The sequence below is a fragment of the Sphingobacteriaceae bacterium genome (assembly GCA_002319075.1).
GTDB lineage: Bacteria > Bacteroidota > Bacteroidia > B-17B0 > Aurantibacillaceae > Aurantibacillus.
In genome coordinates, this window is record NVQB01000001.1 from 4,325,246 (window position 1) to 4,338,740 (window position 13,495).

A 13,495-nucleotide genomic window follows, 5' to 3' on the forward strand; every position below is an offset into this window, starting at 1 on the left:
ATACAATTATAAGTTTTAAATGCTTCGCACCTTTGCAATGTAATTAAATCAATAAAAAATGCGAAGTATATTATTCATTTTGCTTTTGGCCTTACAAGTAAAAGCATTTTCACAATCAAACTTAAAAAGTATGAACAATTATTTAAAGGAAACCCCAATTTTAAACTTTTCAGACAGTTCCATTCAGTCGTTAGTGAAAAACAAAAATTGGTTAACAATGGACACTATTGAACGTATAAAGTCAATCTACAACTATGTTAGAGATGACATTAAATTTGGCTACAATGTGTCTGATGACATAACTGCAAAGCAAGTACTGCAAGACGGTTACGGACAGTGTAACACAAAAGCAACTTTGCTAATGGCACTTCTACGTGCCACAAAAATTCCAAATAGAATTCACGGTTTCACTATTGACAAAGCATTACAAAAAGGTGCAGTTACAGGAATTTGGTATAAACTTTCGCCAAAAAGCATCGTTCACAGTTGGGTTGAAATTTATGTTAACGACAGTTGGTATTTTCTTGAAGGTGTTATTCTTGACAAAGAATATTTAACCAAATTGCAAGAGGAAAATAAAGATTGTAAAACAACTTTTTGCGGATACGGTGCTTATACGGACAATTTTGCAAATCCGCCAATTGAATGGAACTTAAACAACACTTACATTCAAGACAAAGGGATAAATCAAGACTTTGGATTATTCGACACACCAGACGAATTTTACGCTAAACACCAGCAAAAACTTGGAGCATTTAAGAAATTTATTTTTCGTAAAATTGTAAGACACAAAATGAATAAAAACGTGGAAAGAATAAGAAATGGCAGGTAACGGCGGTTTGGCAAAAGTGCCGGTTAAGTGATCCGCAGACACATTTATGGTTAATCAAAGTTTGGTTCTCTGCATCAACGTTTGTGATAAAAGTCGCCACCTTCGCCAAGCCGCCGGCTCGTTATGCGGCAGCTTAAAAGACAAATCCAGAATGGAAAATAAAATTGTTAAATACTTTTCTCAAATTACCACCCTTAACCAAGACGAAGTAAAAGCTTTGGAAGAAGGAATGGTAGTAACCAGTGTAAAGAAAAACACCTTTTTAATTAGGGAAGGGCAAACTTCAATGGACACTTATTTTGTTTTAGAGGGATGCTTGCGTCAATATTGCACGGCTGACGGAGAAGAAAAAACAACCAATTTCTTCACCGAAGGACAATGGGTTATTTCATTGAATGGTCTAACACAAAATACACCATCATTTCATAATTTGGTTTGTATGGAAGACACTTCATTAGTTATAGGCAACGAACAAAAGGCTCAGGAACTATTTAAAAAGTTTCCTCGATTTGAAACCTTAGCCAGAGTTGTGGTTGAAAAATCTTTTGCTGATCAACAACAACTAATGACCTCTTACCATACCGACACCCCTGAACAGAGGTATTTAAAATTATTAAAATCTCGACCCGACTTGTTTCAAAGAGTTTCGCAATATCATATGGCAAGTTATATTGGTGTTAAGCCTGAATCTTTAAGTAGGATAAGAAAAAGAATAATTGGCAAACAGTAACCTGTTTTCGGTTATATAGTAATAATAACATTTCCTTTTTTGTGTCCTTTTTCTACATATCTATGTGCATCACCCATTTGCGACAAAGGATAGGAAGTATCAATTATAGTTTTAATCTTTTCAGCTTTCAGCATTTCTTTTATCTCTAATAAATAATCTAAACGCACTTTAGCCGGCAACATACCAGTTGATGAGGACTTTACCTTCCTTTTGCCAAATAAAGATGTTTTAATCATTTGAAACAAAAGTGGCATACTTATAACAGAGGAAATATAAATACCATTTTCGCCAAGCGATTTTTTACAAGATGAAAACGTGAGTTTCCCTACTGTGTCAAAAATAATATCATACTGTTTGCCATTCGTTGTAAAATTTTCACTTGTATAGTCAATGACAAAATCTGCTCCCAACTCCTTAACCATTTTTATATTTGTTGTGCTGCAAATTCCCGTTACTTCGGCGCCAAAATACTTCGCAATTTGAACGGCATAAGTTCCAAGACTTCCTGAAGCACCGTTAATCAATAACTTGTCTCCTGCCTTTATTTTAGCTAGACCTTTTAAAAAATTCATCACAGTAATGGCACTTCCACTCACAGGTGCAGCAGACTGATAATTGATATTTTCGGGTATGGTCGTTATTACATCATCAACATTGACGCAAGTGTACTCAGCATAACACCCCAGAGCTGTTGTTCCACCAAAGACTTTATCACCAACATTAAATGAAGTAACATCTTTTCCTGTTTCGACTATTTTACCAGCAAAGTCAAATCCGAGTAGTGTTGTTTTAGGTTTACTCAATCCTAAATATAACCGACCCACATAAGGTTTGCCTATTCTCATCATAATATCTGACCCTGTAACAGTGGCGGCATAAACTCTAACCAACACTTCATTAGGTTTCGGGACAGGTTTGGTGACATCTTCAATTTTGAACACCTCTGAACTTCCATAAATTTTACTTATGCTTGCTTTCATTATTTTCCTTTTTGTTAAATGAATTATTTCAAAGGACAAAATTACCTGCTCAACTTTTGCTATTCGTTGACTTTGGTTAAGAAATGAAATGAGTGACAAAAGACGAAGAAAGCCGACCGCATAACAGCGGTTTGGCAAAAGTGGCGGCCTGGATTATATACTTTAGTTTCAGAACCCGATGGACACAAGCTAAGGGTCGTAGTAGGCAACCCATAATAGCCACTAACAGAAAACATGGCGTCACTGCTTAATAGAGAAGGCTTCGTTAGATGCAAAACAATTTTATTTGCTACGCTAAGCATGGGAGGCCTCGACAAGCTATAGTTTTGCATTTGCTCAAAATAGTTTAACTTCACTGTTAGCACAAATGAAAAACATGAAACCACTATTCACTTTATTTTTCTTAGCAACAACAGCGCTAGCTTTCGCGCAAAACAGCCTTGACTACGGGCACCTTATTACGACGTGGACCCAGGGAAAAATCGATCCAAACGGTACGGTGATTCAGGCCGACGCCAGCAGGGGCGGTTCGTACCAGTTAACTCTAAACCAGGATGCAAGTGCAAGTTTTGCTAATCCCTTTACCTGTGGCTCCGGATACGAACGTCAGGGAAGTTGGAATCTTAACGAAAAAGACGGAACGCTAACACTGACATTTTCAAAAAGAGTGGGCTATATGAATGCTCCGGGAACAGCTGCGATCAACAAAATAGAAAATTACAAAATCATGAAGCTGACATCCAGTGAATTAATTTTAGTATTAACCCATAACGGAACAGACAAGATCCTTCCTTTCATCCAGGGATTACACTAGCTACAGTTTTCATTGCTTGTTAAGCCTTAATAACCTGTTGTAGAGAAAAAAACAGCCCATGTCAACAACAAATCTCCTCCCAACCCTGGAATTTAAAACGACCAAAACCTTTGAGAGCTGGCTGGAGAAAAATCACGAAAACTCCGCCGGACTTTGGCTCAAAGTGTATAAGAAAGATTCCGGGCAAAAGACCATCAGTTATGCAGAAGCATTGGAGGTAGCCCTTTGTTATGGCTGGATCGATGCTCAAAAAAAATCTTATGACGAAGTGGCCTGGCTGCAAAAATTTTGTCCCAGGAAAACAAAAAGCATCTGGTCTAAAATAAACACAGAACATGTGGAAAGATTGACACGGGAAGGCAGAATGAAAGCCGCAGGAATAAAAGCGGTGGAGCAGGCCAAAGCAGGGGGCAGCTGGGCAAAGGCTTATGATTCTCCAGGCAAATCCACCATCCCAGAAGATTTTTTAAAAGAGCTTCACAAAAATAAAAAAGCAGAAACGTTTTTTAAGACGCTCAACAAAACCAATCTTTTCTCTATCAGCTTTCGGCTTCAGACCGCCAAAAAAGAAGAGACCAGGAATAAGCGTATGAAAGAAATTATCCTGATGCTTGCCAAAGGGGAGAAGTTTCATTAAAGAGCCCGGCTTCTTCACTAAAAGCGTTTTCTTGAAAGCGCTTATTTAGTAGTTCCACAAAAAAATGAAAATAAATTTGTTTCGTCAAATGACGACATGTATATTTGTCGTCAAATAACGAAATATGGAATTAAGAAGAGATGTGTTCCAGGCCATTGCCGATCCTACAAGAAGAACAATTTTGGTGCTGCTGGCTGCAAATACGATGACGGCGGGGGCCATAGCAGACTCTTTCGATTCTGCCCGCTCCACAGTTTCTAAACATTTACAAATTCTTACCGAATGTGAGCTTTTAAAACAAGACTCTAAAGGCAGGGAAATCTACTACCAATTAAACCCCTTAAAGATGAAAGAAGTCACTGACTGGGCAGAACAGTTCCGCGAGTTGTGGGAAGGAAGATTTAAACACATGGATGCAGTTTTAAAAAAAATAAAAACTAAAAAATAGAAACGATGAAGTATTCACTTTTAAAAAGCGCGGGCGCTATCGTGGCAGGTATGGCGGCAGGAGCTGTGTTGTCTGTGATGACAGATAAAATTTTAGAAAGTACAGGCCTTATGAAAACCGATCCCTTCGATGCAAATCCTCCGGGTCTCATAGCAGTGGTTGTGTTCTACCGAACATTATTCAATCTTTTGGGTGCTTTTGTAGCCGCTAAACTGGCTCCGTCAAAACCCATGAAACATGCTCTGATTCTTGGAGTTATTGGAACGGCGATTGGAATACTTGGTACTGTAACCATGTGGCACATACCGCCGCATTGGTATCCTATCTCCCTGGTAATACTTACCATGCCTGCTGCCTGGCTGGGAGGACAATTAGCTATTAAAACCTCTAAACTTAAAAACATAGAAAAATGATTCATCCGCTTTATCCCTGTTTGTGGTTTGAAAATCAAGCCCAACAAGCTGCAAAGTTCTATTGCAGCGTATTTCCAAATTCAAAAATTTTAAACGAATCACAGATGGTGGTAAATATAGAATTAAACGGCAAACGGTTTATGCTGCTTAACGACAGGCGGCCGCCACATAAATTTAACGAAGCCGTGTCTTTTGTCATTACATGTGAGAACCAGGAAGAGATAGACTATTATTGGAATAAGCTAACAGCAGATGGAGGCGAAGAAAATATGTGCGGCTGGTGTAGTGATAAATACGGTTTATCCTGGCAGGTGATTCCTGCTGTGTTGGGAGAGCTGATGGCTGATCCTGAAATAGCTCAAAAGGTAGTTCAGGCCTTTATGAAAATGAAAAAGTTTGATATTGAAACATTAAAACAAGCAGCTTTATGACAAAACATCTTTCAGTTAGTAAAATTTTTGATGCCCCTGTAGAAGACGTCTGGCAAATTTGGACCGATGCCGGGTTATTAAAATTGTGGTGGGGTCCCGATAAATTTATTTGTGATATAGCGCAGGTAGACTTTCGGGTAGGCGGCACCACCCTTATCAATATGAAAGCTCCGCAAGCCTTTGGAGGAGCTGAGCATTTCAGTACTTGGACTTACACAAAAATAGATTTGTATGAGTCGATAGAATACATTCAAAATCTTGCAGACAAGCAAGGCGTGAAACAGAAACCCACAGCAGTAGGAATGCCCGCTGATTTTCCCGAAGACATAAGAACCCTGGTGACTTTCAAACGCATTTCTGAAAATACCACCGAGATGACTGTAAATGAATATGCCGATTTCGGACAAACGTCACACTTTGCGAAAATTGGGCTGGAACAATGTTTTGAGAAAATTGCGAAAATCTTCGCCGATCGCAAAACACAATAAAACGAAAGATCGCGAATGCTAGCCGTGAATTGCTTTAGAAGATCTTGAGGACGGGTTTGGCCTGGTAATGAAAAGCAACCACGGGAATAGTGGCATGGCGGCTTACCGTCCTGGTGATACTTTTTCCGAACACGTGATCGAAAAAGCTCCGGTAATGTGTGGCCATCATCAACATGTCTGTCGATTGATCTTCCAGGTACTCTTCGAGGCGTTGTGCGATGTTAAAACCATGAATGATCTGGAAAGATAAGTTAAAATATGTAGTGACATTTTCTACCTTCTCCATAAAGTTTTTCATCAATGTTTTTTCTTCGTCAGCACCAATAATAGAATCGCAGATATGTAATATGGTAAGTTGAGCCCCACTTACCTGGGCCAGGTCAACGGCTTTTTGAATGGCTTCCAAATCACTTTTATGATAATCGGTAGCGTAAGTGATTTTTTTAATGGTTTTGCCAGGGTTAAACTCCGCAGGGATTGCCACTACAGGGCAATCCGCCTTTTCTATCACTTTAAGACTCACGCTTCCAAAAGCCATGCTGGCGGCGCCGGTTTTTCCCTTGTTGCCCATCACTATCATTTCTGGTTTTTCAGCGCGGGCATAGTTTAAAATTGTATCCGGGGCAATTCCTTCTTCCATAAGGCATTCATAAGCGGTAAGTCCTGAAGCTTTTAGTTTTTGTTCCATGAGTTTTAAATTCAAGTCAGCTTCTTCTTTCAACATGCGTCGTTCTTCGTTAAGTACCGCAAACGATATTTCTGCTATAGGGGCAACCACCTGGTAAACATGCAGTATGCTCAATTTATAATTTAAATTTTTGGCCAGAGAGAGTGCGTAGTTAAAAGCGGTATCTGCAGGTCCTGAAAAGTCAGTGGGAATAAGAATAGTTTTCATGGTTATAATTTATACCGCAAAGTTATTTGTGGAATAAGAAAGCAGCAAGGACGAATGTCATAGATGAAACTGATCTATATCAATCCTGCAAGCTAGCTGGTTAAGAGCTGTTTCGTGCAAATGAAAAAGGATCGTGTTTAATAAAAGTTTAAAAATGATTAAGATCATCTTTTGTACCTGATCTGTGTCACCTTTCAGCAGAAGAAGGGGACGTAATTTTGAGCTATAAAAACCAATCATCATGACTACTCTCACTAAAACCTACAATCCTTCGCACAGCAATGCTCAAACAGATCACTCCGCTACTTTTTACGCACGCCTGATAAAAAAATTAGAGTTCAGTTACTTCGGTCTGATCGCTTTAAGTATTCTTATCAGTAGTTGTTTAGGAGGAATTACGACTATGCAAATTTTTGAACACGATGCTCCTTTAATTGAATTTATTTTAAGTGTAAGCTTTACAATGGCTGTGCTTGTAGCTTGCCTTTCGCAGGCTCCGGCAAAATGGATCGTAAATCTCTTCACATTAAGTATCCTCGTAAATACTGTTTTGTTGATTATTAACCTGATCTAAACAAAGCTGCATCCGGCCTTGACTTGTGGGTTGAGGCCGGATTTTTTATGCTTGTAATTTTGTGAGATGCTAACTGGCAGATCATAGAAAATTGGGAGCATGATGGTAAAAGGATGTTAGGAGTTTTTTAAAAAGCGGGAGAAGGTGCCCAAAAAGGCCCGGAATCAATCAGCAGCTTCACCATTTAGTTGATTTCCGTCAATATTTCGCATATTGCTGAATAAAAGAAGTTGGCAAAAGGGAGTGTTATTCTAGTTAACAAAAATTATAAATTTATAACTAAAACTAAAAAGCAGGATTTGGTTTTTTGCGAACTCAAATCCTATACTTACATCCTATTTAACGACTATGCAGTGTTCGAAACAGCATTTAAAAATAATCAGGTTAGTTGTTCAGCTCAAACCAGCTGCGCGTGGAAGTGACGTGGAGTGTGAAGTACACCAGAATAAATGAATTTAAATAAACATGTTGATTCATGAGTATAAATTTTTCAACCACTTCAAATGAAGTGTTGACGCCCGGTTTATAAAGTTCTTAGCGCATTCGCACAAACAGGCAGTGAAGTAAGTTCGTAAAAAGTATGGAAAATTTATTTAGATTTTTTGATCAGTTTAACCCCCTTTCTGCAGAGGCTAAAAAAGCTATCACAAGCATTTCAAAAGTGGTTTCCGAAAAAAAGAATGGTGAACTGCAATCTATTGGGCATACCTGCAAAACCATCTACTTTATTAATAAGGGCAGTGCCAGAATATATTACTTCAAAGATGGCAAGGACATTACAGAAAGTTTTTCTTTTGAAAACAACATGATTGTCCGGGTAGAAAGTCTTCTTTCCGGAGAACCGTCGCGGAAGGCTATCCACGTGCTGGAAGACACAGAATTTATAGCAGTTGATTCCCACAAACTCTTTCAGCTCTACGATACCCATCACGACATAGAACGTTTATTCAGGAAATTATTCGAAGCCGGGTATCTTGAAACGGTACATCGTCTCGAAAGTATTCAATTTCATACAGCCGAACAGCGCTATGCTAAACTCATAAAGGAGATGCCGGATATACTTAAACGTGTTCCGTTAAAGCATGTTGCTTCTTATCTGGGTATTACACAGGTAAGTTTGAGTCGTATCAGGGCAACGAAATAATTATTTATCATATGTTAAACAGTTCTACAGGATTGTAAAATATCTTTACTTTTTGTTGGTTAGCTACATGGAACACTTGCATTTTAAGAATTGCCGGAAAAACATATGTCCAAACCAAAGGCTTCAAGCAAACACCTAGGGGCAATCGAAGCCGCTTGTTTTTTAAAGTTTGATGGAGAAGCTTACTGATCTAAGTATAATGTTGAAGGTGTAGAAATCTTTGCACGAAAAAAAAAATTGGGGAACAAAATAAAATTACAAGAAAAATAATAAACTTTGTCTGTCTAAATTTGTTACACTTCCAAGCTTTTAGTATGAACCAAATAGAGGAGTTTTTAAGCAGTATCTTTGAAAGCAGTTTATGGCCAGCAAGGTGGCATTGTGGTTACTGGTCTGACTTTCACGGCTGGCTCTATATTGTGAGTGATCTTCTTATATGGGCGGCGTATTTTACCATACCACTTCTTATTCTCAATTACCTTTCAAAACGAAACAGTATTCGGTTTCATAAGGCGTATTTATACTTTGCTGCGTTTATACTGGCGTGTGGTTTAACGCATCTGGTAGATGCGGTGATGTTTTGGATTCCCGTTTACCGATTTAATGCTTTGCTTAGATTTGCTACGGCAATAATCAGCTGGTTAACCGTCTACCATTTATTTAAACTGCTCCCTACAGCTTTTTCTTTAAAGACTTCAGAAGAACTTGAAAAGGAGGTTGAGAGAAATGCCCGGTTGTTTAAAGAACTTGAGCAGTATAATTTGGAGCTAACAAAAGCAAATTCTGAACTCGAACATTTTACCTATATCTTGAGTCACGATTTAAGGGAACCCCTTCGTAAGATCCTCATATTTTCTGACGCACTTTCGAATTCAATAACGTTGCCGGCAGAAAAAAATACAGTCTTAAAAATCCAACGCAGTGCTGAACGGATGAAAAGTCTGATTCAAAATGTTTTGGAGTATGCGAGTACCGGTAAAGTAGACTCTATTACAGAAACGGTAGATCTCAACAGGATTATAAATGATATTCTGGTAGATCTTGAATTAACTATTGCTGAGAAAAAAGCGGTAGTAAAATTCGCTTCTTTACCGGATGTTCAGGGTGTAAAGTACCAAATAGGTCAGGTAGTACTCAACCTTATCACCAATGGTTTAAAATACTGTACGGAAATTCCCTGTATAGAAATTTCACACACTACTGTTGTGAAAAATAGTGATGGAAAAGACGTTCGCTTTTTGGAGATAAGTTTTAAAGATAACGGTATAGGGTTTGACGAGAAATATAAAAGCGATATATTTTTTCCTTTCAAACGTCTGGCAAACAAATCAGAATTTGAAGGTACCGGTATTGGCCTAGCCCTGGTAAAAAGAATAATTGAAGATCATAAAGGTTATGTGGATGTTGAGAGCAAACCAGGGGTGGGATCTGTTTTTAAGATTGCCTTGCCTTTATAAAGAAACGTGCCGGAGGAAACGAAGAAGCATGGCTTTAAATTCTGATGTGATTTAAGCTACCTTACTAAAAACGCCTTCTTTTGGAATGGTTTGCCAATAGCGCTTGTCAAAGCACAAACAAATATTTCTCAGGAAAGATTTTCCTGCTTCCGTCACATACAAATGTCCGGGTATCAGGTTAAGAAGTCCATCTTCTTCAAGAGGTATACAGCGTAATACGCCTTCCTGCAAAACGGAAAAATTATAGGAATCTTTTTCCCAGGTGGTTTGGTACTGACACATGAGGTTTAGAATGTGTTTGCGTACGATTTTATCTTCGTTGCTAAGACAATGTCCTTTAAAGATGGGAAAAGTATTTTTATTTACTGCTGCTGTATAAGCTTCCACTTCCTTTATATTTTGAGCAAAGGCATCCCAGGTATCGCTGATAGAAGAAGCGCCCAGGCCGATCATTAATTCGGTGTAGTTGCTGGTGTAGCCCATAAAATTGCGGTGTAGCGTTTTATTCTGAAAAGCTTTATATAAACTGTCGGAGGCCAGGGCAAAATGATCCATGCCTACATCGTGATAACCGGCGGCTTTAAATAAATTCAAACCGCTTTCATAAAGCATTCTTTTTTGTACTCCATCGGGCAGATCGCGTTCTGTAAATTTCCGCTGTCCGGGCTTAAGCCAGGGCACATGGGCATAACTGTAAAAGGCAATGCGTTCTGGTTTTAACTCTATAACGGATTGAATCGTTTTGAGGAGTTTGGCTTGTTCCTGAAAGGGAAGACCATAAACAAGATCGAAGTTAATACTGGTGTAACCTATTTCGCGCGCCATGGCTACCACCTTTTGCACATTCTCAAGTGGTTGAATGCGGTTGATGGCCAGCTGAACTTTTTCGTCAAGATCCTGCACACCAAAACTTACACGTCTGAATCCCAGGTCGTACAGCGTTTTCAGATGTTCTTTACTTGTATTGTTAGGATGGCCCTCAAAGCTAAATTCGGCATCGTCGCAAACTGCAGCGTTTGTGAGCAGTCCGGAGATTAATTTTTTGAGATTGGAGGCTGAGAAAAAAGTGGGAGTTCCGCCGCCCAGGTGCAGTTCGCGGATTCTTGGCACCTCTTTAAACAAATCAAGATACAAACTCCATTCTTTGAGCAAAGCATTTATATAGGGCTCTTCTACACCATGATTCACGGTAATGCGCGTATTGCAGGCGCAATAGGTGCACAGGCTGTCGCAAAAAGGAAGATGAATGTAAATGCTGATGCCATCTGCATCATTGGTTTTTAAAAAGGTTTCTTTTACGCTTTGTTTCCATTGCTCTTGGCTAACACGGTTTTCCCAATAGGGCAGCGTGGGGTAGCTGGTATAACGGGGCACTGCAACATTGTATTTGTCTATGAGCTTCATGCTAATAAGCGTTTAATTAGTAACTCGTCAGAAAGCTGGGAGATAAATTGATCCAATACCCCTGGTTTTACATGGGGCATCATCACGATCTTATACCAGGCAGGTTCTTCATGGTTGTCGGGTACCAACATGTATTTTCGCGCAATGTCTACGGAAATAAACTCACTTTTAATACTGATCATATTTAAGTAAGGATTGTGGTAATAGTCAACGAGCAATGCATCCAGCGCTGAACAAAGTGACCTGGTTTTATCCAACAGGTTATGCATTTTCACTGTCCAACCCACCGATCCATACATGTGAAGGATCATCCACATGCAAGCTGCATTAGCGCCAGATCTGCTTCCGCATAAGGTATAATCTTTTCCCATTACATAAGAGGCTTCGTTGGTACAAACGTATTGAAGCATGTTTTTTCTCACTAAAAAAATACCTGTACCATATGGCGCCTGAAGCATTTTATGTCCATCAACTGTTATAGAGCTTACGTGTGGGTTATTAAAATTATGTTTGCTTTTAGAATTCGTAAAGGGATAGATAAATCCTCCAAAGGCAGCATCTATATGTAATTTGTAGTTAATGCCCAGCAGATGTAAAAGATTCGTGATCTTATCAATATCGTCGACACTGCCAAACATGGTGGTAGACAAATTTATGTTAACTATAAAATAGTTTACTCCACGGTGTAATTCTTTCACCAGCTTTTGTTCGAGGTCTTGAATGTTTACTTCGCGCGTGGCTTCGTCTACGGTAAATACCAGGGAGCGGAGACCCAGTAAATTTGCAGCTTTAGGAAAAGAGTAATGCGAGTCCTGCGAATAGACGGCTACAATTTCTTCCGGTTTTGCAGCATATTCCTGCATGTAGTAATTACGGTAAATCCAAAGCGCTTCTATGTTTGCTTCAGTTCCGCCAGAAGACACATAGCCATCGCAGCTACCTTGTTCTGCACCAAAAATTTCTTCAGAGCAAATGCGTATAAGATCGCGCTCAATTTCCTGCGTGCCTTTAAACACCGGTTCTCCTTCATGGTCAAGAGTATGACACCCAATGTGATTGGGATTAGCGATCAACATGGAAAGAAAAGGGGCTTCTTTTAAAAAAGGTGCGTCTTCATAAAATACTTCACTGTCAAGAAAAGTTGCCGGAACACCGAGAATATACTCACTGCGGTAATTCAGGTTTTTTCCGAGTGCTTCAAAAATTTTTAATTTAATTTCCTGAGTACTAAGTTTTGGCCAGTTCATAAGCGTGTTTTAGAGAAATAAATTACCAGAGTCCGCCAATGCTGGCAGGTTCAATGTTTTCATCGTGCGTTTCAGGGGGAATAGATAATACCGGAATCTCAGAATCATCTACCAACTCGCGTACATAAGAACGTGAAATCAGGGAGGAAGATCCTGAATCCTGATCGGTCATTGTAACAATAAGGTCGGCATTTTTACGTTTCGCCGCGGCAAGGGTTCTGAGTGCGGGACTGTCGGTCTTTATCAGTTCGGTGCTATAAGGGAGTTCTTCTTCTTGTAAACGTTTTTCAATCTGATGCATAATTTGTCTCAGTCTGAATTCATCTTCTGCATCTCCTTTTACTAAAAGTCCAAGCAGGTCGATGTTCGCACCAAAGAGTTTTGCGACCTGAATGGCAATGATCATTTTTTGACGGGTATGTTCTGATAAATCTATCGGCACCAGAATGTTTGAGTAACCGGCACTGTGTGACTCTGAGCGAATGGTTATAACGGGTAGCGTAGATTTTGAAACGACTTTATGAGAGTTACTTCCACTTAAAAGATTGCTGACAGATTCAAAACCTTCTGTGCCCATAACAATGAGTCCAACGTTATTTTTCTCGCAAAATTTGGAGATCCCTGAAACATGTCTTCCGGTTTTAACGAGTACTTTAACTGGAATGGCATACTCTTCCCGCACTTCTGCGGCGGTTTCTTCCATTTGTATCTCGTAGTTTTTTTTCTCCTCAGCCATTTGACGGAGCTCAGCCTGAGAAAGCCCCATGTTTATAAAGGAGCGGGGTTTGCTTAAATAAAGAAGTACTAGTTCCCCTTTGTTTGCCTTTGCCAGCAATGCCGCATGGCGGATAGCTTTTTTTGCAGTGAATGAAAAATCAAAAGGAACCAGGATCCGGGAAATGTTCAGCTTTATCATGATGTCTGTATTAGTGGAACAAATGTCATTTACAAATGCTCTTGCGCGGATGATGCGGGTCAGTGAGAAATATGATTTAAGTCAG

Annotated in this window: 18 protein-coding genes; 12 read left to right on the top strand and 6 right to left on the bottom strand. The window is 39.3% G+C overall.

Annotated features, from left to right (window positions below; all coding sequences use genetic code 11):
• Nucleotides 1-130 precede the first annotated feature (130 nt).
• Nucleotides 131-832, top strand: a complete 702-nt coding sequence (locus tag CNR22_18705) for a transglutaminase (GenBank protein ID PBQ34947.1) — start codon at nucleotides 131-133, stop codon at nucleotides 830-832.
• 151 nt (nucleotides 833-983) lie between these two features.
• A complete protein-coding gene (locus tag CNR22_18710; protein PBQ34948.1) occupies nucleotides 984-1,562 on the top strand; it encodes a cyclic nucleotide-binding protein in 579 nt (192 codons plus the stop codon).
• 11 nt (nucleotides 1,563-1,573) lie between these two features.
• Here the strand turns inward: CNR22_18710 and CNR22_18715 are convergent, their stop codons facing one another.
• A complete protein-coding gene (locus CNR22_18715) occupies nucleotides 1,574-2,542 on the bottom strand; it encodes an NAD(P)-dependent alcohol dehydrogenase (protein PBQ33725.1) in 969 nt (322 codons plus the stop codon).
• A gap of 367 nt (nucleotides 2,543-2,909) precedes the next feature.
• Here CNR22_18715 and CNR22_18720 point away from each other — a divergent pair, with 367 nt between their 5' ends.
• The 6 genes from CNR22_18720 to CNR22_18745 all read left to right on the top strand — a co-directional run bounded on the left by CNR22_18720 (nucleotide 2,910) and on the right by CNR22_18745 (nucleotide 5,773).
• On the top strand, nucleotides 2,910-3,356 hold the full coding sequence (locus CNR22_18720) for a hypothetical protein (protein ID PBQ33726.1): 447 nt from the start codon (nucleotides 2,910-2,912) through the stop codon (nucleotides 3,354-3,356).
• A gap of 58 nt (nucleotides 3,357-3,414) precedes the next feature.
• Nucleotides 3,415-3,993 (top strand): bacteriocin-protection protein, YdeI/OmpD-associated family, encoded by a 579-nt coding sequence (locus CNR22_18725; GenBank protein PBQ33727.1) that lies wholly within the window; start codon nucleotides 3,415-3,417, stop codon nucleotides 3,991-3,993.
• 124 nt (nucleotides 3,994-4,117) lie between these two features.
• Nucleotides 4,118-4,441 carry a transcriptional regulator gene (locus tag CNR22_18730; GenBank protein ID PBQ33728.1) on the top strand — a complete coding sequence of 108 codons (324 nt, stop codon included), beginning with the start codon at nucleotides 4,118-4,120 and terminating at the stop codon, nucleotides 4,439-4,441.
• Nucleotides 4,442-4,446: 5 nt separating this feature from the next.
• Nucleotides 4,447-4,854 (top strand): hypothetical protein, encoded by a 408-nt coding sequence (locus CNR22_18735; protein PBQ33729.1) that lies wholly within the window; start codon nucleotides 4,447-4,449, stop codon nucleotides 4,852-4,854.
• Nucleotides 4,851-5,285 carry a hypothetical protein gene (locus CNR22_18740; GenBank protein PBQ33730.1) on the top strand — a complete coding sequence of 145 codons (435 nt, stop codon included), beginning with the start codon at nucleotides 4,851-4,853 and terminating at the stop codon, nucleotides 5,283-5,285. The genes CNR22_18735 and CNR22_18740 overlap by 4 nt, the downstream gene beginning before the upstream one ends.
• Nucleotides 5,282-5,773, top strand: a complete 492-nt coding sequence (locus tag CNR22_18745; GenBank protein ID PBQ33731.1) for an activator of HSP90 ATPase — start codon at nucleotides 5,282-5,284, stop codon at nucleotides 5,771-5,773. The genes CNR22_18740 and CNR22_18745 overlap by 4 nt, the downstream gene beginning before the upstream one ends.
• Before the next feature lie 34 nt (nucleotides 5,774-5,807).
• Here CNR22_18745 and CNR22_18750 read toward each other — a convergent pair whose 3' ends face one another.
• Together CNR22_18750 and CNR22_18755 are read right to left on the bottom strand one after the other, a co-directional pair.
• Nucleotides 5,808-6,668 (bottom strand): hypothetical protein, encoded by an 861-nt coding sequence (locus CNR22_18750; protein PBQ33732.1) that lies wholly within the window; start codon nucleotides 6,666-6,668, stop codon nucleotides 5,808-5,810.
• A gap of 57 nt (nucleotides 6,669-6,725) precedes the next feature.
• The gene (locus CNR22_18755; protein ID PBQ33733.1) at nucleotides 6,726-6,911 is read right to left on the bottom strand and encodes a hypothetical protein; all 186 of its coding nucleotides are present in this window, start codon (nucleotides 6,909-6,911) and stop codon (nucleotides 6,726-6,728) included.
• Here CNR22_18755 and CNR22_18760 point away from each other — a divergent pair.
• The 4 genes from CNR22_18760 (at nucleotide 6,910) to CNR22_18775 (ending at nucleotide 9,843) form a co-directional block, all read left to right on the top strand.
• Nucleotides 6,910-7,242, top strand: coding sequence for a hypothetical protein (locus tag CNR22_18760; GenBank protein ID PBQ33734.1), 333 nt, complete (start codon nucleotides 6,910-6,912; stop codon nucleotides 7,240-7,242). The two genes, CNR22_18755 and CNR22_18760, sit on opposite strands and share 2 nt — an antisense overlap.
• A gap of 230 nt (nucleotides 7,243-7,472) precedes the next feature.
• Nucleotides 7,473-7,664: a hypothetical protein gene (locus CNR22_18765; GenBank protein ID PBQ33735.1), complete on the top strand. Its 192-nt coding sequence runs from the start codon at nucleotides 7,473-7,475 to the stop codon at nucleotides 7,662-7,664.
• 158 nt (nucleotides 7,665-7,822) lie between these two features.
• Nucleotides 7,823-8,386, top strand: coding sequence for a cyclic nucleotide-binding protein (locus CNR22_18770; protein ID PBQ33736.1), 564 nt, complete (start codon nucleotides 7,823-7,825; stop codon nucleotides 8,384-8,386).
• 314 nt (nucleotides 8,387-8,700) lie between these two features.
• Entirely contained in the window at nucleotides 8,701-9,843 is a 1,143-nt protein-coding gene (locus tag CNR22_18775; protein PBQ33737.1) for a two-component sensor histidine kinase, read from the top strand.
• Between the two features lie 51 nt (nucleotides 9,844-9,894).
• Here the strand turns inward: CNR22_18775 and hemN are convergent, their stop codons facing one another.
• The 3 genes from hemN to CNR22_18790 are packed head-to-tail and all read right to left on the bottom strand — an operon-like array spanning nucleotide 9,895 to nucleotide 13,410.
• The gene (gene hemN, locus CNR22_18780) at nucleotides 9,895-11,247 is read right to left on the bottom strand and encodes an oxygen-independent coproporphyrinogen III oxidase (protein ID PBQ33738.1); all 1,353 of its coding nucleotides are present in this window, start codon (nucleotides 11,245-11,247) and stop codon (nucleotides 9,895-9,897) included.
• Nucleotides 11,244-12,494: an aspartate aminotransferase family protein gene (locus tag CNR22_18785; GenBank protein PBQ33739.1), complete on the bottom strand. Its 1,251-nt coding sequence runs from the start codon at nucleotides 12,492-12,494 to the stop codon at nucleotides 11,244-11,246. The genes hemN and CNR22_18785 overlap by 4 nt, the downstream gene beginning before the upstream one ends.
• A gap of 22 nt (nucleotides 12,495-12,516) precedes the next feature.
• Entirely contained in the window at nucleotides 12,517-13,410 is an 894-nt protein-coding gene (locus tag CNR22_18790) for a hypothetical protein (GenBank protein PBQ33740.1), read from the bottom strand.
• Nucleotides 13,411-13,495: the final 85 nt, after the last annotated feature.